The organism is Enterococcus sp. UD-01 (genome assembly GCF_044909655.1).
Taxonomy (GTDB): Bacteria; Bacillota; Bacilli; order Lactobacillales; family Enterococcaceae; genus Enterococcus_L.
In genome coordinates, this window is sequence record NZ_JBIYEU010000012.1 from 28,122 (window position 1) to 52,493 (window position 24,372).

25 protein-coding genes are annotated in these 24,372 nt (G+C 38.2%); 8 read left to right on the forward strand and 17 right to left on the reverse strand.

What is annotated here, in order from left to right:
* Nucleotides 1-41: 41 nt before the first annotated feature.
* Together dapF and ABH902_RS10725 are read right to left on the reverse strand one after the other, a co-directional pair.
* Nucleotides 42-1,025, reverse strand: a complete 984-nt coding sequence (dapF, locus tag ABH902_RS10720) for a diaminopimelate epimerase (RefSeq protein WP_404590713.1) — start codon at nucleotides 1,023-1,025, stop codon at nucleotides 42-44.
* 125 nt (nucleotides 1,026-1,150) lie between these two features.
* On the reverse strand, nucleotides 1,151-1,762 hold the full coding sequence (locus ABH902_RS10725) for a superoxide dismutase (protein ID WP_404590714.1): 612 nt from the start codon (nucleotides 1,760-1,762) through the stop codon (nucleotides 1,151-1,153).
* Between the two features lie 166 nt (nucleotides 1,763-1,928).
* On the opposite strand from ABH902_RS10725, the gene ABH902_RS10730 reads away from it, so the two are divergent.
* The 3 genes from ABH902_RS10730 (at nucleotide 1,929) to ABH902_RS10740 (ending at nucleotide 4,983) form a co-directional block, all read left to right on the forward strand.
* Complete coding sequence (locus ABH902_RS10730; RefSeq protein WP_404590715.1) at nucleotides 1,929-2,735, forward strand: DUF1189 domain-containing protein; 807 nt, start codon at nucleotides 1,929-1,931, stop codon at nucleotides 2,733-2,735.
* Nucleotides 2,736-2,838: 103 nt separating this feature from the next.
* On the forward strand, nucleotides 2,839-3,930 hold the full coding sequence (gene ispG / locus ABH902_RS10735) for a flavodoxin-dependent (E)-4-hydroxy-3-methylbut-2-enyl-diphosphate synthase (RefSeq protein ID WP_404590716.1): 1,092 nt from the start codon (nucleotides 2,839-2,841) through the stop codon (nucleotides 3,928-3,930).
* Between the two features lie 90 nt (nucleotides 3,931-4,020).
* Nucleotides 4,021-4,983, forward strand: a complete 963-nt coding sequence (locus ABH902_RS10740) for a phosphoglycerate dehydrogenase (protein WP_404590717.1) — start codon at nucleotides 4,021-4,023, stop codon at nucleotides 4,981-4,983.
* A gap of 51 nt (nucleotides 4,984-5,034) precedes the next feature.
* Here ABH902_RS10740 and ABH902_RS10745 read toward each other — a convergent pair whose 3' ends face one another.
* From ABH902_RS10745 to ABH902_RS10790, 10 genes are all read right to left on the reverse strand, one after another.
* Nucleotides 5,035-5,973 carry a glycosyltransferase family 2 protein gene (locus tag ABH902_RS10745; protein WP_404590718.1) on the reverse strand — a complete coding sequence of 313 codons (939 nt, stop codon included), beginning with the start codon at nucleotides 5,971-5,973 and terminating at the stop codon, nucleotides 5,035-5,037.
* 278 nt (nucleotides 5,974-6,251) lie between these two features.
* The gene (locus ABH902_RS10750; RefSeq protein WP_404590719.1) at nucleotides 6,252-6,563 is read right to left on the reverse strand and encodes a HesB/YadR/YfhF family protein; all 312 of its coding nucleotides are present in this window, start codon (nucleotides 6,561-6,563) and stop codon (nucleotides 6,252-6,254) included.
* Nucleotides 6,564-6,628: 65 nt separating this feature from the next.
* Complete coding sequence (locus ABH902_RS10755; protein WP_404590720.1) at nucleotides 6,629-7,294, reverse strand: potassium channel family protein; 666 nt, start codon at nucleotides 7,292-7,294, stop codon at nucleotides 6,629-6,631.
* A 117-nt stretch (nucleotides 7,295-7,411) separates the two neighbouring features.
* Entirely contained in the window at nucleotides 7,412-8,044 is a 633-nt protein-coding gene (locus tag ABH902_RS10760; protein WP_404590721.1) for a response regulator, read from the reverse strand.
* Nucleotides 8,019-9,122 (reverse strand): sensor histidine kinase, encoded by a 1,104-nt coding sequence (locus ABH902_RS10765; protein WP_404590722.1) that lies wholly within the window; start codon nucleotides 9,120-9,122, stop codon nucleotides 8,019-8,021. The genes ABH902_RS10760 and ABH902_RS10765 overlap by 26 nt, the downstream gene beginning before the upstream one ends.
* Nucleotides 9,119-9,850, reverse strand: a complete 732-nt coding sequence (gene liaF / locus ABH902_RS10770; RefSeq protein ID WP_404590723.1) for a cell wall-active antibiotics response protein LiaF — start codon at nucleotides 9,848-9,850, stop codon at nucleotides 9,119-9,121. The genes ABH902_RS10765 and liaF overlap by 4 nt, the downstream gene beginning before the upstream one ends.
* Before the next feature lie 184 nt (nucleotides 9,851-10,034).
* Nucleotides 10,035-10,508: a transcription elongation factor GreA gene (greA, locus tag ABH902_RS10775; protein ID WP_404590724.1), complete on the reverse strand. Its 474-nt coding sequence runs from the start codon at nucleotides 10,506-10,508 to the stop codon at nucleotides 10,035-10,037.
* A 256-nt stretch (nucleotides 10,509-10,764) separates the two neighbouring features.
* On the reverse strand, nucleotides 10,765-12,189 hold the full coding sequence (gene mltG / locus ABH902_RS10780) for an endolytic transglycosylase MltG (protein WP_404590725.1): 1,425 nt from the start codon (nucleotides 12,187-12,189) through the stop codon (nucleotides 10,765-10,767).
* Between the two features lie 330 nt (nucleotides 12,190-12,519).
* Entirely contained in the window at nucleotides 12,520-13,857 is a 1,338-nt protein-coding gene (nox, locus tag ABH902_RS10785) for a H2O-forming NADH oxidase (RefSeq protein WP_404590726.1), read from the reverse strand.
* 211 nt (nucleotides 13,858-14,068) lie between these two features.
* Nucleotides 14,069-14,722: an HAD family hydrolase gene (locus ABH902_RS10790; protein ID WP_404590727.1), complete on the reverse strand. Its 654-nt coding sequence runs from the start codon at nucleotides 14,720-14,722 to the stop codon at nucleotides 14,069-14,071.
* 150 nt (nucleotides 14,723-14,872) lie between these two features.
* Here ABH902_RS10790 and ABH902_RS10795 point away from each other — a divergent pair, with 150 nt between their 5' ends.
* Together ABH902_RS10795 and ABH902_RS10800 are read left to right on the forward strand one after the other, a co-directional pair.
* Complete coding sequence (locus ABH902_RS10795; protein ID WP_404590728.1) at nucleotides 14,873-15,847, forward strand: ring-cleaving dioxygenase; 975 nt, start codon at nucleotides 14,873-14,875, stop codon at nucleotides 15,845-15,847.
* Nucleotides 15,848-15,869: 22 nt separating this feature from the next.
* Nucleotides 15,870-16,490: a flavin reductase family protein gene (locus tag ABH902_RS10800; RefSeq protein WP_404590729.1), complete on the forward strand. Its 621-nt coding sequence runs from the start codon at nucleotides 15,870-15,872 to the stop codon at nucleotides 16,488-16,490.
* Between the two features lie 41 nt (nucleotides 16,491-16,531).
* Here ABH902_RS10800 and ABH902_RS10805 read toward each other — a convergent pair whose 3' ends face one another.
* The 3 genes from ABH902_RS10805 to ABH902_RS10815 all read right to left on the reverse strand — a co-directional run bounded on the left by ABH902_RS10805 (nucleotide 16,532) and on the right by ABH902_RS10815 (nucleotide 20,705).
* Nucleotides 16,532-16,888, reverse strand: coding sequence for an iron-sulfur cluster biosynthesis family protein (locus ABH902_RS10805; RefSeq protein WP_404590730.1), 357 nt, complete (start codon nucleotides 16,886-16,888; stop codon nucleotides 16,532-16,534).
* Nucleotides 16,889-17,211: 323 nt separating this feature from the next.
* Nucleotides 17,212-18,978: a multidrug efflux ABC transporter subunit EfrB gene (gene efrB, locus ABH902_RS10810; RefSeq protein WP_404590731.1), complete on the reverse strand. Its 1,767-nt coding sequence runs from the start codon at nucleotides 18,976-18,978 to the stop codon at nucleotides 17,212-17,214.
* Nucleotides 18,975-20,705, reverse strand: coding sequence for an ABC transporter ATP-binding protein (locus ABH902_RS10815; protein WP_404590732.1), 1,731 nt, complete (start codon nucleotides 20,703-20,705; stop codon nucleotides 18,975-18,977). Before ABH902_RS10815 ends, efrB begins: the two co-directional genes overlap by 4 nt.
* Before the next feature lie 482 nt (nucleotides 20,706-21,187).
* Here ABH902_RS10815 and ABH902_RS10820 point away from each other — a divergent pair, with 482 nt between their 5' ends.
* Both ABH902_RS10820 and rnjA read left to right on the forward strand, forming a co-directional pair.
* Nucleotides 21,188-21,400 carry a DNA-directed RNA polymerase subunit epsilon gene (locus ABH902_RS10820; protein WP_404590733.1) on the forward strand — a complete coding sequence of 71 codons (213 nt, stop codon included), beginning with the start codon at nucleotides 21,188-21,190 and terminating at the stop codon, nucleotides 21,398-21,400.
* A gap of 1 nt (nucleotide 21,401) precedes the next feature.
* On the forward strand, nucleotides 21,402-23,078 hold the full coding sequence (gene rnjA, locus ABH902_RS10825; protein WP_404590734.1) for a ribonuclease J1: 1,677 nt from the start codon (nucleotides 21,402-21,404) through the stop codon (nucleotides 23,076-23,078).
* A gap of 135 nt (nucleotides 23,079-23,213) precedes the next feature.
* Here rnjA and ABH902_RS10830 read toward each other — a convergent pair whose 3' ends face one another.
* Complete coding sequence (locus ABH902_RS10830) at nucleotides 23,214-23,663, reverse strand: universal stress protein (RefSeq protein WP_404590735.1); 450 nt, start codon at nucleotides 23,661-23,663, stop codon at nucleotides 23,214-23,216.
* A gap of 187 nt (nucleotides 23,664-23,850) precedes the next feature.
* Here ABH902_RS10830 and ABH902_RS10835 point away from each other — a divergent pair, with 187 nt between their 5' ends.
* On the forward strand, nucleotides 23,851-24,000 hold the full coding sequence (locus tag ABH902_RS10835; protein WP_404590736.1) for a hypothetical protein: 150 nt from the start codon (nucleotides 23,851-23,853) through the stop codon (nucleotides 23,998-24,000).
* Between the two features lie 151 nt (nucleotides 24,001-24,151).
* Here the strand turns inward: ABH902_RS10835 and ABH902_RS10840 are convergent, their stop codons facing one another.
* Nucleotides 24,152-24,352: a cold-shock protein gene (locus ABH902_RS10840; RefSeq protein WP_069636133.1), complete on the reverse strand. Its 201-nt coding sequence runs from the start codon at nucleotides 24,350-24,352 to the stop codon at nucleotides 24,152-24,154.
* Between the last annotated feature and the right edge of the window lie 20 nt (nucleotides 24,353-24,372).

Here is a 24,372-nt window from a genome sequence, read left to right on the forward strand (position 1 = left end):
TTTATAAAACTCCAACAACCATAAACAAGAGACGATCTAAATTAAATAGTATCGTTCACTGTTTTTAAAAAATTTAAATAATCTTGATGTTCCGTCGTTTCTTTTATTGTTACTCGTTCAAAGCTTCCTTCAATAAAATCCGTCAATTCTCCTGTTAGTTCATGGGTAACAGTTGCATTTCCGATTAATTCCATCCAATAGCCGTCCGCATCATTTTCATGAACCACGGTTTTGACAAGGCCGCCTTGATTTTTGACAGTGATCGTCTCGCCAAATGTACCGTTATAAAGCAGCACGTACATCAGACTGCTGGCACACATTGCGGTACCACAAGCACTGGTAAAACCTACACCACGTTCAAAGGTGCGAACGAACAACTGATTTTCGCCTAGAACTTCTACGAAACTAACATTAATACCGTCCGGGAAAAGCGGATTTTCACCGTTTACATATGTAGCTATGCGCTCAAACTCAGCACTCATCAGGGTTGCATGATCAACAAATGTGATTAAGTGCGGGTTAGGCACTGCCACTGCAGAAAATTTGAGAGAATCAGACAACTCTGGAATAACTTCGTCAATAATAGTATTATTTCTTGTCTGCATGGGAATCGCTTGCGCTTCAAATCGAACAGGAGAAATTTCCACCTGATAAGTGACAACTCGTTCACCTAATTGTGGCGCTTTTCTGACTTTTAAAGCAGCAAACATCGTTTCTACCTTAAAAGAATCTTTTTGATGCTTTTCAGATAAATATCTAGCCACTGTTCTAAGACCATTTCCGCACATGCTTGCTTCACTGCCGTCACTATTAATTACGCGCATTTTAGCTAACGAGCTGCTTTTTTTTACTTCTTCAACCAACAAAAGTCCATCCGCTCCGCCTAATAGCCCGGATTCTCTATTACAAAGCTGAGCTCGTAAGGCTTCTATTTCCGCTGAGGTAAACGACTGAGCCAATTCTGTTTCATCAATTAGGAAAAAATCATTTTCTGAACCATGAACCTTTTGCATCGTTATTTCCATTCTACAAACTCCTTTAACCATTTTACTTTTATATTCCCATATTATTAGTATGCCACAAATAAAAAGAGGAAAACAGTGTAATTTACCGTTTTCCTCAAAAAATTTCTTATTCTTTGTGTTTCTCTTTATTTTGAAGCTGCTGCAAAGCGTTTGTTTACTTCGTCCCAGTTTACAACATTCCAAAATGCACCGATGTAATCTGGACGGACATTTTTGTATTTAAGGTAGTAAGCATGTTCCCAAACGTCTAAGCCCAAGATAGGTGTTTTGCCTTCCATTAATGGAGAATCTTGGTTAGCAGTTGAAGTCACTTCTAATTTGCCGTTATTTAAAACTAGCCAAGCCCAACCTGAACCGAAACGACCCGTTGCAGCTGTTTTAAATTCTTCTTTGAATTGATCAAAGCTACCAAAAGCTTCATCAATCGCTGCTTTAATTTCGCCAGTAGGTTCGCCGCCGGCATTAGGAGCCATGATTTCCCAGAAGAATGAATGGTTCGCATGTCCGCCACCATTATTGCGTACAGCTGTACGAATGTCTTCAGGAATACTGTCCATATCAGAAATCAGTTCTTCTACTGATTTTTCGCCTAATTCAGGATGTTTCTCAATTGCTGCATTTAGGTTTGTTACATACGTATTGTGATGTTTGTCGTGATGTAAATGCATGGTTTCTACATCAATATAAGGTTCTAGCGCATCATAAGCATAAGGTAAATCTGGTAAAGTGTAAGTCATTAAAAATCCCTCCAATAATTGGTATATAATTTCATACAAGTTTAGCTTACCAGATTTGAAGTAAATCTTCAAAGTAATTGCTTACAGTGTTTGAGTAAAACTTGTTTTTCCTTGACAACTCCTTTAGAATGACCTATGTACTTAAAATTAGAGCAGGAGAATAAATATGAATACACTTACACTTTTTAAAGACTCACTCTTTAAATTCTCAGATCTTAGTAGAGCGAAAAAAATGCCGTTCGGAAAAGTTATTCTGTATATCATTTTTCTTAGTATGGTTTTAGCTGTTCCTATCACAAAGCAAATTTTTTCAATTATGCATGACATCAAAAATGATGGCCAAAAAATCGCTGCAAAGCTCCCGGAATTTGAAATTAAAGACGGAAAATTTCAGACCTCTGCTGCCACTAAAGGTTTCATTTATCAAACAAATTCAATTATTTTTACCTTTGATCCGCAAGGCAAACGGGCACTTAGCGATATTGCCGCTGACTCCGTTGGCAGCACGATCGGCATCGGCTTTTTAGAAGATGAATTTGTGATCGCATTGCCAGGTTCCGGTATGACAGATTCTTTATTAGGCGCCAATCAGCTTGAGGTTCCTTATAAAAAAGGAACCTTAGACGGACTTAATAGTAAAAATTTAAAAAAAGCATTAGATGAATCAAGCGTACCTTTTTGGATAAAGCTGGTCATTTTCTTTGTTACTTTGTATCCGACCTTTCTTAATTTGCTGATCAATTTAATCTTAATTGCTTTTGGAGCTAATCTTTATGCTAGAATTCGCCGTTATCGGTTACGCTTTTTTGACTGTTTAAAGATTTCAGCTTATTGTGCAACCTTGCCGGTGATTCTAAGCAGCTTGATTCACTTTTTCAACCAGTCGTTTGATGACAGTTATCTGATCATTTTTACTTCTTTACTAATCTTTTTCTTTGCTTTGAAAAATGAAGAACGGCAGCCGCTTGTTTAAAACTTAAGCTTTTCTTAGAAACAGAAACGAAACATAGTGTGTTAAAATATAAGCTACATTACTTTATAAATATCAGGAAACACGAATAAGGAGAGAATTGATTATGGGAGAATTAACCCATCGCAAACATACACGCTCAGTGAAAATTGGTGATTTAACGATTGGTGGTAATGATGAATTATTCATTCAAAGTATGTGTACAACTAAAACACATGATGTAAAAGCAACAGTCGCTCAAATCAAACGCTTGGAAGAAGCCGGTTGTCAAATCGTACGGGTGGCTGTTCCTGATGAAGCGGCGGCTGCGGCTTTAGGCGACATCAAAAGACAGATCTCCATTCCTTTGGTCGCTGATATTCACTTCGATTATCGTCTGGCTTTAAAAGCAATCGAACAGGGCGTTGACAAAATCCGGATCAATCCGGGAAATATTGGACGCAAAGACCGCGTAGAAAAGGTCGTGACTGCCTGCAAAGCCAAAGGAATTCCCATTCGTATCGGTGTTAATGCCGGTTCCTTAGAAAAGAAATTCTTGCAAAAATATGGCTATCCTACTGCCGAAGCAATGGTAGCAAGCGCTGTTGAGCATATTAAAATTTTAGAAGACTTAGATTTTTATGATATTATTGTTTCTTTGAAAGCCAGCGATGTTAATTTAGCTATTGAAGCTTATACTTTAGCTGCTCAAACCTTTGATTATCCGTTGCACCTAGGTATTACTGAAGCCGGTACGAAGTTTTCAGGCGGCATTAAATCAGCAGCTGGACTAGGTGCTTTATTATCACGGGGAATCGGTAATACCTGTCGTGTTTCTTTATCTGCAGATCCGGTTGAAGAAATTAAAGTAGCGAAAGAAGTCTTAAAAGCTTTTGGTTTGGCAAGTAACGCTGCCACCTTGATTTCTTGTCCAACCTGCGGACGAATTGAAATTGACTTGATACCAATTGCTAATGAAATCGAGGAATATATCGAAAAAATTAAAGCACCAATCAAAGTTGCTGTTTTAGGCTGTGCCGTAAATGGTCCAGGTGAAGCCAGAGAAGCACACATCGGTATCGCCGGCGGTAATGGGAAAGGAATGCTGTTTAAAAAAGGCAAAATAATCCGAACAGTTCCAGAAGAAATTATGGTTGAAGAATTGAAAAAAGAAGTAGATTTAATGGCTGAAGCTTACGCTCGCGGCGAAGAAATCTAATTTGTTGAAAGATTGAACTGTGACACTAGTTCAATCTTTTTTTGTTTTTGCTGGTTTTTGATACAATAGGTTTAGCAAGGAGGCTTTAAGATGGAAAAACCTATCATCTATCTTTATGAACCATTAAAAGCAGAACAAATAGAAAAAATCAAACAAACCGCGGAAAATTATACAGTGGCAGCTTCCAAAGAAGAGCTATCGTCCTTGGATATCCATTCTATCGAAATTATGCTGGGTTGGGATAAAGAACTCGGACAACAATTACTGACTTCTCCTGACAGCCAGTTAAAATGGGTACAGACTATTTCAGCTGGCGTAGATACTTTAGACCTAGATCAATTTTCTAAAAAGGGAGTATTATTGTCGAACGCCAGCGGTATTCATAGTATTTCAATTGCTGAGCACGTTTTAGGCGTCCTGTTCACAGAATATCGTGGGATTCGCAAAAGTATCATTAAACAACAAGAAAAGGTCTGGTCCAGAGACGATTTAAGCTATCAGCAGTTATCCGGCCAAAAGATGTTGATCGTTGGAACGGGTCATATTGGCCAGCAGCTAGCCGCTTTTACTCAAGGACTAGGTATTCAAACCTATGGCGTTAATACTTCAGGACGTGCGACTACTGGTTTTATAGAATGCTATTCTCAAAAAAATATGAAGCGAATTATTACTGAAATGGATATTGTCGTCAATATCCTGCCTCTAACGGATCAAACCTATCAGCTTTACAATGAACACATGTTTCAGGCAATGAAGCCCGGAACTGTTTTTGTGAATGTGGGTCGCGGTCCTTCCGTTAATACAGCTGACTTAACTGCTGCATTGAAAAACGGTCAGCTACGCTTCGCTGCATTAGACGTTTTTGAAGAAGAGCCTTTACCAGAAGATAGTGAGCTTTGGAACATGGAAAATGTATTAATCACTCCGCATATCTCCGGACTGACTCCGCATTTTAAAACTAAATTATCCACTATCTTTTTAGAAAATTTAACCAGTTATCTGGCCAATCATACATTAGCTAAAAATGCTATTTCCTTAAAAAAAGGCTATTAATAAAAGGTGAGTCGCCTGCTGCTTGCAGAACCGACTCACCTTTTTGTTTTTTTAAAGTTTTTGATCTTTTTCAGTTTCTTTTACTAAATAAACTGGGCGTTTTTTTGTCTCTAGGAAAATTTTGCCGATATACTTTCCGATAATGCCCAGACATAAGAGCTGTAAGCCACCGACAAATAAAATAATGCAAACTAATGACGGCCAGCCGTTGGTAGGGTCCCCTTTAATGATGGTTTTAAAAAAGATAACCAGCATAGCAATTACAGAACCCATACATGAAAAAGCCCCAATATAAGAAGCGAAATTCAATGGAACCTCTGAGAAATTAACTATTCCATCAATTGAATAGCTTAACAAGCTCCAAAAAGACCAAGACGTTGAACCAGCTACGCGTTCACGATTTTCATAAGAAAGGTATTTTGTGTTAAAACCAACCCAGCTGAAAATCCCCTTTGAAAAACGATTATATTCAGTAAGCTCTAAAATCGCATCGACCATTTGACGCGTCATCAGACGAAAGTCTCTCGCTCCGTCCACCATTTCTGTTTCACCGATTTTATTAACTAAACGATAGAACATTCTAGCAAAAAAGCTGCGAATTGGTGGCTCACCTGCGCGGTCGCCTCTTCTCGTTCCAATACAATCTAATTCAGGATCTTCTGCCAACAGTTGAATCATTTGCGGTAATAATTCTGGAGGGTCTTGTAGATCAACGTCCATTACTGTAATTAAATCTCCTCTAGCTTCTTTTAATCCTGCATATAGACCTGCTTCTTTACCAAAATTACGGGAGAAAGATAAGTAGCGTACCTTTTGCGGGCATGCTTGGTATAAATTTCTTAACGCGTTCAGCGTTCCGTCTCTTGATCCATCGTTAATAAAGATGTATTCAACTTCATGTTGAAGTTGCGCGCTGACCTTTTCTACAGCGTCAAAAAAAATAGGAATCGATTCCTCTTCATTGTAGCAAGGAACTATAATTGACAACATGAACTTTCCTCCAAAAAAATAATCTAACATAATTATAGCATACTTTTATTACTGAATAATAAAAATATTTGCTTTGAATAAAGAAGATATTCTTTAACAAAACAAAACTGATCAACAAATAAATAACATTAATTTAACGATAAACGCCAATTATTCCGCCAATGATCAACAAATAGATATGAAAAGAAGTAAAGCAGCTTTTATTTATTTTTCATTCTTTATCATTAAAAAGGCGAAATGAACAACTGCTATTCTTCATTTCGTCTTTTAGGATGTATTTATTGTTTTAAATCTTCTTCATTTTTTGTGAATACATATTGCGGTTCATCTTTTTCTTCATCGTAGTCAACCTGCAAATCATACCCTTTAAAAAACCAATCATCCGTTTCTTCAATAAAGTAAGTAATGCCATTTATATTTTCTTTTATTAGCGGCTGATCCGGAGCTTCTACAGACATGGCGATAGAAAAACCATCATGAACGGCCGTTTTTCCATAAATTTTTCCATAAAAACGGATGCCTGTATCGGCTGTGACGCCGACTTCTTCCTTGAACCATTGTTGCGCACGCGGTGTGATTACTAATTTCATATAATCGAACTCCCTTCCTCTATGATATTGTAGCACAGAGTAGGCATTTGAGAGAATAAAGTGCTTTATTCGTTCATTTTTTCATCCAGTAAATCAACGTCATCTGTTTCACCGACAACTAACAGATTGTCATTTTCTCTGACCATTTCCTCTGCTGCTGGCGAGGCGATTACTTCTGTTTTTGAACGTCTAATGGCTACAACTGTTAGACCAAATCGTTGACGAAAATTTAGTTCACCTAAGGTTCTTCCGTAGAACTTTGGATTTGATACGCGAACCTCTGCTAATGACACTTCATTGGACAACTCAATATAATCCAAAATGTTACGGGAAACCAGCTTATGTGCAACACGAATTCCCATATCACGCTCTGGATGGACTACCAGATCAGCACCAATCTTATCTAAGACTCTAGCATGATATTCGTTGACTGCCTTGGCTAAAACATTAGGGACGCCCATTTCCTTAACCATTAATGTAACTAAAATACTCGCTTGAATATCTTCTCCAATGGCAACGACTACATGATCAAAGTTCCGAATTCCGAGCGAGCGTAAAGTCGTTTCATCCTGAGCGTTCGCCACCACCGCATGTGTGGCAATATTCATGTATTCGTTAACCCGGTCTTCATTACTGTCAATTGCTAAAACTTCCTGCCCGGATTTAATTAATGTTTGGCAAATACTGCCGCCAAATCTTCCTAAGCCAATAATTGCAAAATTTTGCTTCATTGATTTTCTCCTAGTGTTTGTTTGATTTAAGTATAACAAATCCTCATTCATTTTAATAGAAACAAAAAGCGAGAGCTAAAAGTTCCAACAACTTTTTCTCCCACTTTCCCCTCTTGTTTATTTAGCCAGTCCATGCTGAAACGCATAAATCGCTGCTTGCGTCCGATCCTCTACATCCAGCTTTGCCAATATATTTGATACATGTGTTTTGACTGTTTTCAAGGTGATGAATAATTCATCAGCAATTTCCTGATTACTACGCCCTTTGGCAATCAGCATTAAAATTTCGTGTTCACGATTGGTCAAGTCTTCATGTAATACTGGCTCTTGTTTTTTCGTTAAACGTTCCATCATCTTCGTCGTAACTTCCGGCTCCAGTACACGCTCACCTCGAGCAGTCGCACGTATGGCATTAGCAATCTCGTGAGCAGTAGAAGTTTTTAGTAAGTACCCTGCTGCACCCGCCTCAATCGCTGGATAAACCTTTTCATCATCAATAAAGCTAGTCACAATGATAATTTTCGCTTGGGGCCAATCTTTTAAAATAGCTTTCGTTGATTCAATTCCGTCCATTTCATCCATCACTAAATCCATTAAAATAACGTCAGGTCGCAGTTCCAGTGCCTTTTCATACCCAATACGTCCATTTTCAGCTTCTCCGACAACTTCAATATCTTCTTGAATAGATAGATACGAAGAGACACCCAATCGCACCATCTCATGGTCATCCACTAACATTACTTTGATCACTTGTTACTTCCTCCTTTATTACAGGCACTTTGATTTCCACGCTTGTCCCTTGTCCTTTAAAGCTGATAATTTTTACGATTCCGCCCATTCCTGCAACACGCTCACGAATATTTTTCAAGCCATAGCTGCCGGCTTTGTTTTCATTTTCACTCATATCGAAACCAACACCATCATCAATTAAACGGAGTAAAACATTATCGTCTACCTGATTTAAATAAACTTCCAGCTCTTTTGCTTTTGCATGACGTAATGTGTTGGAAAGCAGCTCCTGTACAATTCTAAAGAGATGATCCTCAATGCTGTTATTTAAATGGACATCTTCTACATCCCAGGTCAATTCGATTTTTATTTTTGTTTGTAATTCTTTTAATAATTGTTCAATTCCCTGACGCAAGCTTTTTCCTTCTAAGCTAACTGGACGTAAATGCAGCAATAACGCCCGCATTTCTGATTGAGAGGCATTGATAATATCCGTTACCATTACCAATTGCTTTCTGAACATTTCAGGCGTTTCACTTTTTTGTGCTTGTTCGTTTAAAGCAGACAACATCATCATAGCAGCAAACAGCTGCTGGCTGACTGAGTCATGCAGCTCTCTGGCCAACCGATGTCGCTCCACTTCCAAAATTTCTTCTTTTGTTTCTCCGTCCATTAATTGCGGACGACTATTTAATAATTGCAGTTCCTTAGACATAGCCAGTAGCTTGGTTCGAATTCTGATAATATCCTGATCGACTTCATCGATAAATTGATCATTGTCAGCATGAGGAACACTTTTAACAATCAGTGGACTCTCATAGCTTCCTCTAGCAAGTAACCGTAATTTTTCTTCAATTTTACCATATTGAGATTTTTGTACAATCGAAACAAGTAAAAAGGTAAACAAACCAATTAACAATGATATTAAAAGCATATGAAAAATTAAAGGAATATAAAAAATTCTCCGCTGAATCAGTTCCAGCATCCAATTTTTTTGCTTAATAGAGTGAAAATACGAAAATAAAGTAATTAAAATGACAATAAATGTACTAAAGGCAGCATACAGCGAAAGCATTTGCCGCGATATTCTACCTATCATACACGAATCACCTCAACGTCGCCCACTAAAGTATTGGTAAGAACCTTTAAGCGGCGAGTATTTGTATCAAAATCATTGCTGTATATTTTCAGTGACTCATTTTTTAAATGGTATTTTTCTTCTTCAAAATGAACATTTCCATAAAAGGTAGAGTGTTCTAAACTCACTGCAATACCCAGGGGCACTAATATTCTGGTTCTGCCAATCCCTTTACGGATAATAATAATATTGTCGTCCTTAGGCAGTAACGTATTCCCTAAATCAACGATAGTATCTCCTGACAAGATATCAATATTAATATCATCCCATTCGTATACATTCGTGCCGATCCGTTCATTGGCAAACCAAGGTCGTTTAAAGCGGCGGCCACTTTTAGGTTCCGCATTCGTTGTTTCAACCATGATCATTTGCTTTTTACGCCATGGAGCACGCTGTGTGATATCCACTCCAGCAATTTCCACGCCTTTTAAACCTATAAATAATACACCAAAAACAAGCATCAACCAAACAGCGGGACTGTTCATCATACCAATTAATATTAAAATGATCCCCAAAATCAGTTGAAAATTATTAAAACTAGTGCGATGTGCTTTTTTCAACACATAACTAACACATAAGATTCCTAAAACCAGCAAGACAGCCAGCCCCGGATTATGTAAAATTTGCCATAAAGCCAAAATAAAAAGTAAAGCTTCTACAACAATAAAAAAGCGCCATGGGTTATTCATAATTATCCCCCTCTCTAAAAACATTATATTGGTATTCTCATGTTTATGTTAGTTGCTGAAGCCTCATTTTACTATAGGACTTTAGCCCTAATTTTCTATTGACCTTTACGTTTTAAAAAGGATGGGCAAAATGATCAGACATTTTGCACCACCCTTTTTTTCTTTAGTTTTAAGTGAAACGTTTTTAGCTGACCTTGATAATCTTAACCTGCATATCGCCACCAGGAGTTGCAATGGTGACTTCATCATTTAAGTGTTTGCCAATCAGCGCTTGTGCAATCGGCGAGTCATTTGAAATTTTTCCAGAAAATGGATCTGCTTCAGCACTGCCGACAATTGTGTACTCTTCTTCCTCACCATCAGGCAATTCAACAAAAGTAACTGTTTTACCGATAGAAACTTCATCTTCGTCAACGCCGTCATTATCAATAATTTGAGCGAAACGAATCATGTTCTCAAGCGTCGTTATTTTTCCTTCTACAAAAGCTTGTTCATCTTTAGCAGATTCATATTCTGAGTTTTCGGATAAATCCCCAAAGCTTCTTGCAATCTTTATACGTTCAACGATTTCTTTTCGTTTAACTGTTTTTAGTTCTTCTAATTCTTGTTCTAGCTTTTCTTTTCCTTCAAGTGTCATAGGAAATACTTTTTCTACCATCTTAATTTCTCCTTCTTAACTTACTACAATGTTTTTATTCATTTATTGAAAAATTCCGCTTTCAATCCACAAAAGAGTACCACGCTTTAAGCAAATTGTAAATAATATTCACTTAAATTTTACAATTCCAATAAAAAGTTTTAGGAAACACTTAGCAAAATGCAGCAGGTTTTAATCGTTCATTTGAGAGTAAAGCGAAACGAGCCGCCTATGAGTCATAGGTTGGCTCGTAATAAAGTTACGCAAAAACTATTCATTATTCGCTTTCTTCAGTTTCTTTATTGACATATTTTTGGACATATTCTTGATGCTGCTCATAGGTTTCTGCAAAATAAACATTTCCAGTTGAAATATCTGCAACAAAGTATAGATAATTATTCTCTGTAGGATTCAATACCGCATTGATGGCTTGTTCGCTTGGACTGTCAAAAGGTCCTGGACCGTAGCCTGTATTCTTATAAAGATTATAAGGAGAATCCACTTCCAAATCTTTGTAAGTGACGGTTTCTTTATGTTCCCCTAATGCATACAAAATAGAAATATCTGACTGCAAAGGCATGTTTGCAGCGATGCGGTTAAAGAATACTTGGGCGATTTTCTTACGATCTTCTTCTTTAATTCCTTCTTTTTCAACTAATGAAGCCAACGTAAGAACTTGCTGAACAGTCATTCCTTTTGCGTGTACCATCGGAATAAACTGCTCCATAACACTACTACTTTTAGAAATCATCTGCTCGATAAAATCTTCAAGCTTAATATCCTTGTAATAATCATAGGTAGCTGGGAAGAGATAGCCTTCCAAACGATAACGTACGTCCTTAGCTTCTGCCGCACTTGTCAGCAGCTCTGGATACTTTTGTTTCATTGAATCGAAAAACTCTTGGTTTTTCATCAACTCGATGAACTGATCCTTTTTGAATGCTGTGTTCTTTTCGATCGCATCACCGATCTTATCAACGTCAAACCCTTCCGGAATTGTTACTTTACTGTCTGCCAGCTTGGTAGGTTCAGCTGTTCCGCCTTCTCGCAACAAAGCCCCGATTTCATCTAAAGTCATGCTCGGCGACATCTGATAATAACCAGCTTGAAAATCGGTTAAATTCTTGAATTTTGCGTAATAGTTAAAGACCATTCCGCTTTTAATCACTTTGCGTTCTTCCAAAATATTAGCAATTTTTTTATTGGAAGAGTCTGCCGGAATGTGAACTTGTACTAACTTTTTATCCTTGGCATCAAGCGGCTGTAATCCTGAGTCGACATACTTATATAAAGTAAAACCGAAAATGGCAATTAAAAGTAATAAAGCGGATGCCACAATTAATACAATTCGGCTGACGATACGATCTTCTTTTTTACGATTGCGTTTTTTCTGAGAACCATCAGTCAGTTGCTGTCTTGAGCCCGTATTTGTATTTGATTGTTCATGCTCAACGGATCGTTCAGGTTGCGTTTCTGAACTTCTTGAGCCTATAGACGGTTCTGTTGAAACGTCAGACTCGGTTTGATTATTGTTATTATAATTTTTATATTCTGCTTCATTGCGCTTAGAAGAATTCTGAGCGATGTGTTCAGAGGAAGCTGAATCATCATTACCGATATCTTCTCCGCGTAAAGAACGCAAGACCTGATCTTTAAATGAAGACGCGGAATGATCTTGTTTATTTTGGTTATCTTCTGCCAAAACAAATCCTCCTTACTTTCTAGGTAGCATTGCTAACTTTTATCATTATACATGAAAGCTTTTTAAAATTAAACTTTTTTAAAAAAAAGTCACTAAACTGTAAGAATCGCTTATCAATTTTTAGGCGATGAAAAATAAAAAGCGGGCGGGCCAAAACTAAAAAACAGTTTTGGCCCGCCCGCTACTTACGAATAAATGGTGGCCAGAAGTCAGGTTCTTCGGCAATTTCATAAAATCCGCTCAATATTAAAAGCATATTGTTCGTCTTTTGCTCCAACTGTTCGAACCTAAACGACTTTTGGCTCAACCTCTAAAAGTGATAAACGCTTTTTATTCTGCACTCAACGCAGCCATTGTAATATAATTATAAGGCTGATTAAAATGCGGCAAGAAGAAAATGTCTAATAATTTTAATTTATCAATCGTTACTTTTTCTTCAATTGCTAATGAAAACATATGAATGCCCATTGAAATATCTTCGTAAGAAGCCATTTGAGCGCCAATAATGCGACGTGAATCTGCTTCATAGACAATTCTTATTTTCACTTTATGATTTTCTTTCATGAAGCTCGGTTTTTGTAAATCTTCAAATTCGGTGTATTTAATTTTCAACCCGCGTTTTTCCGCTTCCTGCACAGTTAAACCTGTTGAAACCATGTGATAACCAAAGATAGATATACCATTAGATCCTTGAACTCCGATCGCTTCAAGCGGTGTACCGCCGACATTATGACCTGCTACAATCCCTGAACGTACAGCATTTGTTGCTAAGGCAATATAGGTCGTTTCCTGTAAGGCATTAGAGTAAATTGTTGCACAATCTCCTACCGCATAAACATCAGGATCACTGGTTTGCTGATGTTCATCCACTACATAAGCGCCGTTTGTAAATAACTGTAAATGCTCTTTACCCAGCTCGTTATTTGGTCTGAAACCGATCGCATTAATGACTAAATCAACCGCATATTCGCCTTTGTCTGTGACTAATGCTGCTACTTTTTCGGTTCCTTTATATTCTTTTGCCAGCTCATTAAAATGTAACTCAATACCATTTTCTGCTAAAACATTATCCATATCATCCGTGAACCATTGATCGTAGTAATTCGGTAAGCATCTTTGCGCAGCATCAAACAGCAAGACTTTTTTCCCGCGGCGTTTTGCAGCTTCGGCAATCTCTACACCAATGTAGCCGGCACCAATAACCGCCACTGTTTGAACCTCTGCTTTTGCCATAGCAGCATCAACGGTTTGGCCATCTTGGAACAGCTTCAAAAATTCAACATTCTTTAAATCTCTTCCCGGGATATCAGGATTGATCGGTGCTGAGCCTGTTGCCAAAATTAATTTATCGTAACTTTGCGTAAATTCTTCTCCATTTTGTTTCTTGCAATAAACTACTTTTTGATTGAAGTCAATACGTTCGACAGCTGTTTCCATAAAGATTTTTGCGCCCTTAGCTTCAAAGGCAGCCTGATCTGTATAAAACAAATTTTCATAGGAATCAATTTGACGACCAACCCATAATGCAGTTCCACAGCCTAAATAGCTGAGATTGGTATTGCGGTCAATCATGATGACTTCCTGATTCGGATAAGTATCCAATAATGTGTTTGCTGCTGCGATCCCTGCGTGGTTAGCTCCGACAATAACTGTTTTTGTTTTGCTCATAAGACTCTCCCTCTTTGTGATTTATTGAACTTTATTATACCGCAAGAAAAGGGTTTCTTTTTTCAATTTATACGCATTACGTTAAAATTATTGAGAATTATTATCATTTTGGAGATACTTTAGATATAATTGTTTTTTCAAAAATTAAGCATACACAACAAAAAAGCCTGTAAGAAACGAATAACTTATTTCTTTTCAGACTTTTTCGAATTTATTTATTGAGAATGAGCTGACCAATTTCTGCAGGTGCTGACACAATGTAATCAGCTTTAGCCAAGGTTAATTCTGAACGATCACCAAAACCATACAGGACCCCGATACTTGCCAAATTATTTTCCTTTGCTCCCAGAATATCATGGCGCCGGTCGCCGATCATAACTGTTCGCTGCAAATCTTGAATCACTCCTTGCGCCAATGCGTAACGGATGACATCGCCTTTTTTAGAACGCCGGCTGTCCAGCGTAGCTCCATAAATACCAGTAAAATAATGAGCCGCATCAAAATAGTCTAGAATTTGTTTAGCGAAAACTTCCGGTTTTGAGGTAGCAATATATAGCTGAGCTTGTGCCTGTTTTAACTCCGCCAGTAATGCAGGAATCCCTTCATATAAGTAATTTTCGTAGATGCCTTTTTCCTGATAATACTCTCTGTAGTAAGCAATTGCTTGATTACTAGCTGTTTCGTTCAGCTGAAAATTCTTTTGAAATGACTCATACAGCGGTGGCCCAATAAAGGAAGCCAGTTCGTTGTCATCAGGAACTTCAAGAGACATTTTTTCCAGCGCATAACGAACAGAGTTGATAATACCTGCTCCGGAATCGGTAATGGTACCGTCTAAGTCAAATAAAATTGTTTTATAAAGCATATTGTTCACACTTTCCTTTTTCTTTTATCCTACCATATTTATTTTAGGTTATGGTTAGTAAAAGTCAAATTAGTTGCCAATTCATATAAAATCCAATATACTTACTTTTAGTAAGTAAAATAAAAAAATAGTTTATGGAGGGTTTCAACTATGAATACACAAATTAAAGGCATTCACCATGTTACTGCAATGACATCTAGCGCAGAAAAAATCTATCGCTTTTTTACGGATATTTTAGGTCTGCGTTTAATAAAGAAAACGGTCAATCAGGATGATATTCAAACCTATCATTTGTTTTTCGCAGATGATCACGGGTCTGCTGGAACAGATATGACTTTCTTTGACTTTCCCGGACTTCCTAAAGGAACCAAAGGGACAAATACCATCTCACGCACTTCTTTCCGAGTGAAAAATGATGCAGCCTTGGATTACTGGGTAGCTCGTTTTAATGATTATGGAATCGATCATGGAGAAATAACAGAACGCTTCGGGAAAAAATATTTGGAATTTGAGGATTTTGACAATCAACGCTATCAACTAATTTCAGATGAAAAAAATACTGGTGTTTCTGCGGGTACTCCTTGGAAAAAAGCAGCTGTTCCTACTGAACATGCCTTAATTGGCTTAGGACCAGTGTTTGTAACAGTTGCTGATTTTGAGCACATGCAGCGAGTGTTGGTGGAAGTTCTAGGGTTTCATTTAGTTGATGCACAAGGAAGTTTCCATTTGTTTGAAGTAGGTGAAGGCGGCAACGGCGCTAGCATTATCGTTGAACATCGGGATGACCTGCCAAATGCTGCAGAAGGCTTCGGGAATGTCCATCATTTAGCTTTACGCGTGGCGGATGAAGCTGCCTTACGTTACTGGATTGATAAAATTAGTCGGCTTTCTTTCCCAAATTCCGGCTTCGTTGAACGCTTCTACTTCAAATCTGAATATTTTAGAGCAGCACCTCACATTTTATTTGAATTAGCTACTGACGGACCGGGCTTTTTGGAAGATGAAACCTATGAAGCGGCAGGCGAAAAGCTTTCACTCCCACCGTTTTTAGAACCAAAGCGGGAAGAAATTGAAGCACATGTACGGCCGCTTGACACTTCAGACGCCAATCAAGCACGTCAATAAAGGAAAGAATTGGAGAACAATTATGCTGCATTACCAAGCCAAGCAACTTACCTCAAAGCAAGCGTATAAATTTTTATCCGGCAGTATTATTCCACGTCCGATCGCTTGGGTGACTACTTTAAACCAAAAATATAACGTCATTAATGCTGCTCCGTTCAGTTTTTTCAACGCGGTGGCAGCAGAAATTCCATTAGTAACTATAGCGATTTTAAGACGTGATGGAAAAATAAAAGATACTGCCCAAAATATCTTAACTACCCAAGAGCTGGTGATTCAGCTGGTAAACGAACAAGTCGTATCAGCAATGAATCAAACAGCTGCTTCACTAGCTCCAGACCAAAGTGAAGTCACCATAAATCAGCTTGAGACCACTCCAAGTAAAACGGTCAAGGTTCCGGGAATTTCAAGTGCGCCGATTCGCATGGAGGGCAAGCTACATCAATATGTTCCCATCAAAGATCACAACGAGCAGGTGATTACTGATTTATTTATTATTGAAATAACGGATTTTTATTTTGATGAGGCGGTTTTCGATCAGGAACACGAATATATTCTCCCGGAAAAATTAGACCCGATTGCTCGATTGGCTGGAAATACCTACAGTCATATTGATCATTTCTTTGACCTAACAAGACCACAATAAAGAGAAGAGACTGCGCTTTTCGGGGACGCAGCCTCTTCTCTTTATTGTACGGCTCTAAGATCTACTATAGGAACGTTATTGTCAAGGACACCGCTTGGACTTTTTAAAGTAAGTACCTGCAGACGCTCATCCACATCCAGAGTCATTTCTTCGTCTAAATAGCGCTGAGAATAATCTTTCACGTAGACTTCACCCATACTTGAATCCAGCGTTAAATTGAAATCAGAGCGATCTTGCAGCTGATCTAAAATTAAGATTCGAAAGCTAGTATCCAACGAACAAACACCCATTTTTGAATATTTACCCACACCATCATCCAAATCTAAAATAATGACAGCTTTTTCTTCAATATACGGCAATAATTTGACTTGTGCTTGATCACTAATGTTTAAAAACATACATTTCCTTCCTTTCTATTTTGCTTACCTGCAACTCTACTTGACTCCAGTATAGCAAAGAAATGAAAAACATCAGCCCAATATGCACAGGTTGGATTTAAAGTCGTTAAGGTTCGAGCAATTGGAGGAAAAGATATCAAATGCGCTTTTCGCATTGATAGCTTTTATGAAATTGCCGAAGACCCTGACTTTTAACCACCGTTTATCCAAGGTTGGATTTAAAGTCGTTAAGGTTCGAGCAATTGGAAAACAGATCGGCAGATTATTGTATAAAAAAAGACTGAAACAAAACTAAAAGAATCGTTTTGTCCAGTCTTATTTTTTTAATCGTAGTCGCCTTCTTCAGCAAACTGACTATTATACAGTTTTTCATAAAAGCCGCCTTGTGCCAACAGCTCATTATGAGTTCCTTTTTCGATAATTTCACCTTGATTCATTACTAAAATCAAGTCTGCTTCACGAATCGTCGATAACCTGTGAGCAATTACAAAGCTAGTGCGCCCTTCCATTACTCGATCCATCGCTTTTTGGATTAAAGCTTCCAGACGAGTATCAACAGAGCTGGTTGCTTCATCTAAGATCAAAATTTTCGGATCAGAGATAATTGCTCGAGCAATCGTCAGCAGTTGCTTTTGTCCTAAAGAAACGTTATCGCCTTCTGCGTTGATTTCCATTTCATAACCATCAGGCATCGTACGGATAAAATGATCCACATTCGCAGTTTTGGCCGCATCCACTACTTCATAATCAGTAGCATCAAGTTTCCCAAAACGAATATTGTCTGCAATCGTTCCTTCGTAAAGCCAAGCATCCTGCAGTACCATTCCAAAAACTGAACGCACCTCTGAACGCTTCATTTTTTTAGTATCAATTCCATCGATTTTAATTGCACCTTGATTCACGTCATAAAAACGCATCAAAAGATTAATCAGGGTTGTTTTCCCCGCACCAGTCGGTCCGACGATTGCCACCGTTTGACCTGCCTGAACCTCAAAATTCAGATTTCTGATCAACGGTTTTTCCGGATCATAGCTGAAACCGACATTTTCGAATTGAACAGAACCTTGAACAGTCTCCGGTAATGGAATATCCTGTTCATTTTCGATTTCTTCCGGCTCATCCAAAATTTCAAAAACACGAGTCGTTGCCGCAGAAGCACTTTGCAACGCAGCAGATAGCTGCGTAATGTTGCCCATAGGCTGACTTACCTGCCAAATATACTGGATAAAGGCTTGTAGCTGTCCGACAACGATAATACCGGTAATCACATAATAGCTACCTAAAACAGCCATACCGATATACGTACCATAAGCAGTCATCTGTACTAGCGGCAGCATTAAACCTGAAATAAAGGATGCTTTAAATCCAAAACTATTCAAATTGTGATTGACGTTTTTAAACCCATTCAAAGTTTCTTTTTCGCGTCCATATAGTTTTAATACGCTAAAGCCAGTCATATTTTCCTGAACATAGCCGTTCAATTCACCTAGGGCATTTTGCATTCCCTGAAAGTATTTTTGTGAAATCCCGACGATTGTTTTGGAAATAAACAAAGATAGCGGAATCATAATCATTGAAATCAGCGCCATCAGCCAATTGATGTAAAACATCATGACAATCGCCATCACAATTCCCAGAACTGCTGACACAATATTGATAAAGCTTTGCTGCATCGCATTGCTGACCGCATCCACGTCATTTGTAACCCGTGACAAAATGTTTCCCTGCTGATTTCGGTCGAAATAAGATACAGGCAGGCGATTAATTTTTTCGTCAATATCTCGACGTAAATCACGCATTGAATGTTGAACGACCGTTGCCATTAAAAAGCCCGACAAAAATTGTGAAGCACAATAGCCTAGGCCAACGAATAAAATCCAAATCAGACATTTGATGATATACGGATAATTTAATCCGTCACCATTTGCTACATTTTTACTGATTTCTGTAATCGGCAATCCCGAAACATACGGCATTGCTGCATTAAAGGCAACTGTTAAGACAGTAAATAGCACGACTAAAAGAAACATTCCTTGATAAGGCTTGATGTATCTACCTAAACGTCGAATAGAAGAAAGGGCTTTTTTCATGCTAATTCCTCCTCTGACAATTGAGAAGCAGCAATATCATAATAGATAGGGCAATTCTCAAGTAATTCACGATGTGTACCGATGCCAACGACATCTCCTTCGTTGAGCACAACGATTTTATCTGCATTCATAATCGTCCCTACACGCTGAGCAACAATTAAAACGGTTGATTCTTTGGTTTCTTTTTTCAAACGAGCCCGCAGCTTCGCATCGGTCTGATAATCCAAAGCGGAGAAGCTGTCATCAAAGATATAAACCTCTGGGCGACGAATAATCGCTCTAGCAATTGCCAGACGCTGTTTTTGACCGCCGGAAAAATTCGTGCCGCCTTCTGAAAGCAGCTCATCATAGCCTGCTGGTTTTTGCGAAATAAATTCAGCTGCCTGAGCAATCTCTGCTGCACTTTCCATCTCAGCCATAGTGGCATCTTCTTTCCCGTAACGAAGATTGTCCGCAATGGTTCCTGTAAACAGGAGAGCTTTTTGTGGAATATAACCGATCTTTTGACGTAAGGCACTTAACCGATAATCACGAACATCCACGCCATCCAACAAAATCTCTCCGTCAGAAACATCATAAAAACGCGGAATTAATTGGATCAGGGTTGACTTGCCGCTACCAGTACTGCCGATAAAAGCAACGGTTTCACCAGGTGATGCAGTAAAGCTGACATTGCGAATCACAGGACTTTCAGAATGCCCCGGATAAGCAAAAGTGACATTTTTAAATTCTAAATAGCCTTTTGTTTCTGTTTCAGTGATCCCGGCTTCATTTTCTTTAATAGAAGGCTTTAGGTCAAACGCTTCTTGAATACGCCGAGCAGAAACAGCTGCACGCGGATACATCATAAAGACGCTGGCAAACATCATAAATGAAAATAACGCATGGAAAATATATTCGATAAACGCGATTAAATCCCCAACGAATAAGCTGCCATGCTCAATTTGAAGGGCGCCATTCCAAATAATTAATACCATAACTATATTAAATAGGAAGAAAAAACCCGGCTGCGCGGCTGCCATCAAACGGAAAAGACTTTTGGAGCTGCTTGTATACTCTTCATTCACTTTACTGAAACGTTTTTCTTCAAACTTTTCATTGACGAACGCCCGAATCACGCGTAAGCCTGAAAGGTTTTCACGTAAAATACCGTTAATTTTATCTAAATTCTTTTGTTGTTTGTTGGATAATGGCTCTGATACTTTTGCAATCAAGACGACGGCCGCTAAAAGAAACGGTAACGCCCCCAAGACAAACCAGCCTAAAGACGGGCTTGTACGGATAACCATAAACAAACTAACAATAAACATCATCGGTGTCATAAAACCGATTCTTAAAATATTTCCCATAAACAACATAATTTGATACGCATCATTGGTTGTTCTTGTAATTAATGAAGAAACACCTATTGATTCATATTCACGATGGGAAAAGGTCTGTACCTTTTCAAATAAATCATCACGAATGTCTCGTACAATATTGGTTGTTATTCTTGCGCCAAAATATCCCAGCATGATATTCATTGCCACACCAATAACCGTAATTACAACCATTAACACCCCTTGCTGCTTCACGTAATCGTAATCATTATTCCTAATACCGATATCAATCATTCGAGCTAAAATCGTCGGTAATCCCAGCTCAATTAAAATAAAACCGAACACACAAATGAAATCTAAAAACAATAATTTTTTGTACCTCATTGTGTAATGCCACATTAATTTCAATCAATCATCTCCCTATACCATTTTTTAACCGATTACTTCCACTATAGCATAAAACAGTATAAAAACAATCATCTGACAAATTATAATTAAATGAGAATTAGTCCTATCCACTTTATAAAAAACAGGCGCAATTTCAAGAGAATAAATCAAGTTTTTTAGCTAATTTCCATCTATAAACACCTTTTATTTGTAAAATGTTTTTTAACGCTGTAAGTCTGTTTCTATACTTATTGAACTTTTTGTGATAAAATACTTTTAATTGTTGTAAGACACAACTCACAGGAACGGTTGAAAGTATCATTATTTTCCATAAAACAAGACCAATGAAGCAAAGTCGAGGCTTCATTTCATCATTAACAAAAGTTTTTGATGACAATTGTTTTTAAGGTGGACAGCCACCTCATTTTGTTGTGTTCAAATTTAGCAGAAATAAGAATTAAAATAAATTAATGAACTGCTACGGCAGATAAAGGAGAAAAGCGATGATTTATAAAGTTTATTATCAAGAAACAAAAGTAAGAAACCCAAAAAGAGAAGATACAAAGTCTTTGTATGTTGAAGCTGACAACGATGTTATCGTGCGACAACTTGTAGAAGAAAATACCCCATATAATATCGAATATGTTCAAGCACTTGAAGGCAATCATTTAGCTTATGAACAAGAACACGCGGATTTCTCTATTACGGAGTTTTAACATGAAGGTAAATATAAAAAATAATGAAACTGGCGTTTTTGCGATCGGCGGTTTGGGTGAAATCGGAAAAAACACTTATGGGGTTCAATTTCAAGATGAAATCATCATCATTGATGCCGGAATCAAATTTCCGGAAGATGATTTGCTTGGAATCGACTATGTTATTCCCGATTACAGCTACATTGTGCAAAACCTGCATAAAGTCAAAGCGTTAGTGATTACTCATGGTCACGAAGACCACATCGGTGGTGTTCCTTATCTTCTAAAACAAGCGAATATCCCGATTTATGCCGGACCATTGGCCTTGGCTTTAATTACCAACAAGCTGGATGAGCATGGATTGCTTCGTGATGCGGAGCTGCACGAAATCAACGAGGATACGGTGATTCGTTTTCGTAAAACGTCCGTTAGCTTTTTCCGCACCACCCACAGTATTCCGGATGCTTTAGGCGTTGTAGTCAAAACTCCGTCCGGCAATATTGTTGCAACAGGTGACTTCAAATTTGACTTCACTCCTGTGGGTGAGCCGGCGAATTTACATCGAATGGCAAAATTGGGCGAAGAAGGCGTTTTGTGTTTACTGTCCGACAGTACCAACGCAGAAATTCCCACTTTTACAAAATCTGAAAAAACCATCGGCTCTTCTATTTTGAAAATTTTCGAAAAAATTGAAGGACGAATTATCTTTGCCAGTTTTGCATCAAATATTTTCCGTTTACAGCAAGCAGCAGATGCGGCAGTGAAAACGGGCCGCAAAATCGCTGTCTTTGGGCGTAGTATGGAAAATGCGATCGTTAATGGTGAACAGCTGGGCTACATTAATGTCCCTAAAGGAACCTTTGTTGATGCTTCAGAGCTTAATCAGCTACCAGCCAATGAAACGATGATTTTATGTACCGGTTCTCAAGGTGAACCGATGGCAGCATTAAGTCGAATCGCAAACGGAACTCACCGGCAAATTTCTATACAGCCTGGCGATACAGTTATTTTCTCAAGCTCACCGATTCCCGGAAATACAACGAGCGTGAATCGCTTGATTAACCTGCTTTCTGAAGCAGGCGCTGAAGTAATTCACGGGAAAATTAACAATATCCACACTTCTGGGCACGGTGGTCAGGAGGAACAAAAACTAATGCTGCGTTTAATGAAGCCAAAATTCTTCGTGCCAGTTCACGGTGAGTTCAGAATGCTGAAAATCCATGCCTCTTTGGCTCAGGATGTTGGCGTGCCGAATGAGAACTGCTTTATCATGGAAAACGGAGATGTGCTGGCTTTAACAGCTGACGAAGCCCGTTTTGCTGGTCATTTCAATGCAAGCGATGTATATGTTGACGGAAATGGCGTCGGGGATATCGGAAATGTGGTCTTAAGAGATCGCCGTATTCTTTCTGAAGAAGGCCTTGTCTTAGCCGTAGCTACCGTTGATATTAAGAACAAAGAAATTTTAGCCGGCCCGGATATTTTATCTCGTGGATTTGTTTATATGAGAGAATCCGGCGAAATGATTCATGAAGGACAGCGCTTATTGTTTAATGCTATTCGTGAGGCCTTGCGTGATGAAAATTGTACTGAAGCTAAATTGGGCGATGCTATTACAGCAGCTTTACAGCCGTTCTTATTTGAAAAAACAGAACGTCACCCAATGATTTTACCAATGATTATGACTTCTGAAAATTAAAAAATGCTGATTTTAATCAGCTGTGAAAAACTACATGTCATAAAAAAAGCGAGGGCGAGACAAAACTAAAAAATAGTTTTGCCTCGCCCTTTACTTATGAATAAACGGTGGCCAAAATTCTGGCTCAACCTCTCTTTAAGCAGGCACATTAACAACCAGTACGTTTGCTTTGGTATGATTGACTACATAAGCAGTTGTAGAGCCCACCATCATACGTTGAAAACCATTCAAACCAGTTTTGCCTAATACAATCAAGTCAATCGGTTCTTCCGACTGTGAGAAATCGGCAATTAAGGATTTAGGGTAGCCGTAGATCACGTAGGTAAATACATTGTCAACACCAGCAGCATGTGCATTGGCTTTTCTTCTTTTCATTTCTTCTTCTTCTTTTTCCTGAATTTCTTCCATCATTTGTCCCATTGAAAAAGTCAATTCACCGAAGTAATTCGCCATTTCTTCAATAACGTAAAGAATATGGAGGGAGGCACCATTTCGTTTGGCAATTTTAATTGCTTCTTGATAAGCAGCTTCCGCCTGATCGGAACCGTCCACAGCGACTAAGATGTTTTTATACGTATCTTCCATGAGCTCTGCACCCTCTCTTTGTTTTATCTATTATTATTATTTTACTACAGAAAAGCGGTTTCATCAAAAACCCTGCTACTTTATTTGTCTTTTTCTTTACAGAAAATAAAAAACATGCTATAGTAACCATGGAATTTCGTTATCAGATCTCGTCGCCTTTCAAAGAAACATAGAAAGGAGAATTCATATGACATTTGGTAATAAAGTATTAAAATACCGTGTAGCGCTTGATACAGAGAAAAATTTGTTTATGGCTATTGATGCAAAGAACCAAGCAAACGTTGCTTATGGTATCACGATTACACAAGCAGTAAAAGAATTGAAAAAATTTATTTAAGGAGTTATCAACCTAAATGAGCGATTCAAGTTCTAATACGATTTAAAGGTATCCGACAAATCAACTATTGCGGATACCTTTTTTGTTATCCTTTTTTCTGAAAAACAAAAAAAAACATCTGAACAACGTCAGATGTTTTTGAATGAATGAATTAGTTTTTTTCTACGTTTACTGCTTGAGGTCCACGATCTGAATCTTCTACGTCAAAGCTTACAGATTGACCTTCTTCTAAAGTTTTGAATCCGTCACCTTGAATAGCTGAGAAGTGTACGAATACGTCGCTGCCATCTTCGCGAGAGATAAATCCAAATCCTTTTTCTGCGTTAAACCATTTTACTGTTCCTTGTTCCATTCCTGTTCCTCCTCGTGCTT

Bases quoted from the DNA above. Each gene is read 5' to 3' on its own strand.
- dapF (WP_404590713.1), bottom strand. From the start codon at position 1,025: ATGGAAATAACGATGCAAAAGGTTCATGGTTCAGAAAATGATTTTTTC.
- ABH902_RS10725 (WP_404590714.1), bottom strand. From the start codon at position 1,762: ATGACTTACACTTTACCAGATTTACCTTATGCTTATGATGCGCTAGAA.
- ABH902_RS10730 (WP_404590715.1), top strand. From the start codon at position 1,929: ATGAATACACTTACACTTTTTAAAGACTCACTCTTTAAATTCTCAGAT.
- ispG (WP_404590716.1), top strand. From the start codon at position 2,839: ATGGGAGAATTAACCCATCGCAAACATACACGCTCAGTGAAAATTGGT.
- ABH902_RS10740 (WP_404590717.1), top strand. From the start codon at position 4,021: ATGGAAAAACCTATCATCTATCTTTATGAACCATTAAAAGCAGAACAA.
- ABH902_RS10745 (WP_404590718.1), bottom strand. From the start codon at position 5,973: ATGTTGTCAATTATAGTTCCTTGCTACAATGAAGAGGAATCGATTCCT.
- ABH902_RS10750 (WP_404590719.1), bottom strand. From the start codon at position 6,563: ATGAAATTAGTAATCACACCGCGTGCGCAACAATGGTTCAAGGAAGAA.
- ABH902_RS10755 (WP_404590720.1), bottom strand. From the start codon at position 7,294: ATGAAGCAAAATTTTGCAATTATTGGCTTAGGAAGATTTGGCGGCAGT.
- ABH902_RS10765 (WP_404590722.1), bottom strand. From the start codon at position 9,122: ATGATAGGTAGAATATCGCGGCAAATGCTTTCGCTGTATGCTGCCTTT.
- liaF (WP_404590723.1), bottom strand. From the start codon at position 9,850: ATGAATAACCCATGGCGCTTTTTTATTGTTGTAGAAGCTTTACTTTTT.
- greA (WP_404590724.1), bottom strand. From the start codon at position 10,508: ATGGTAGAAAAAGTATTTCCTATGACACTTGAAGGAAAAGAAAAGCTA.
- nox (WP_404590726.1), bottom strand. From the start codon at position 13,857: ATGAGCAAAACAAAAACAGTTATTGTCGGAGCTAACCACGCAGGGATC.
- ABH902_RS10790 (WP_404590727.1), bottom strand. From the start codon at position 14,722: ATGCTTTATAAAACAATTTTATTTGACTTAGACGGTACCATTACCGAT.
- ABH902_RS10795 (WP_404590728.1), top strand. From the start codon at position 14,873: ATGAATACACAAATTAAAGGCATTCACCATGTTACTGCAATGACATCT.
- ABH902_RS10800 (WP_404590729.1), top strand. From the start codon at position 15,870: ATGCTGCATTACCAAGCCAAGCAACTTACCTCAAAGCAAGCGTATAAA.
- ABH902_RS10805 (WP_404590730.1), bottom strand. From the start codon at position 16,888: ATGTTTTTAAACATTAGTGATCAAGCACAAGTCAAATTATTGCCGTAT.
- efrB (WP_404590731.1), bottom strand. From the start codon at position 18,978: ATGAAAAAAGCCCTTTCTTCTATTCGACGTTTAGGTAGATACATCAAG.
- ABH902_RS10820 (WP_404590733.1), top strand. From the start codon at position 21,188: ATGATTTATAAAGTTTATTATCAAGAAACAAAAGTAAGAAACCCAAAA.
- rnjA (WP_404590734.1), top strand. From the start codon at position 21,402: ATGAAGGTAAATATAAAAAATAATGAAACTGGCGTTTTTGCGATCGGC.
- ABH902_RS10830 (WP_404590735.1), bottom strand. From the start codon at position 23,663: ATGGAAGATACGTATAAAAACATCTTAGTCGCTGTGGACGGTTCCGAT.
- ABH902_RS10835 (WP_404590736.1), top strand. From the start codon at position 23,851: ATGACATTTGGTAATAAAGTATTAAAATACCGTGTAGCGCTTGATACA.
- ABH902_RS10840 (WP_069636133.1), bottom strand. From the start codon at position 24,352: ATGGAACAAGGAACAGTAAAATGGTTTAACGCAGAAAAAGGATTTGGA.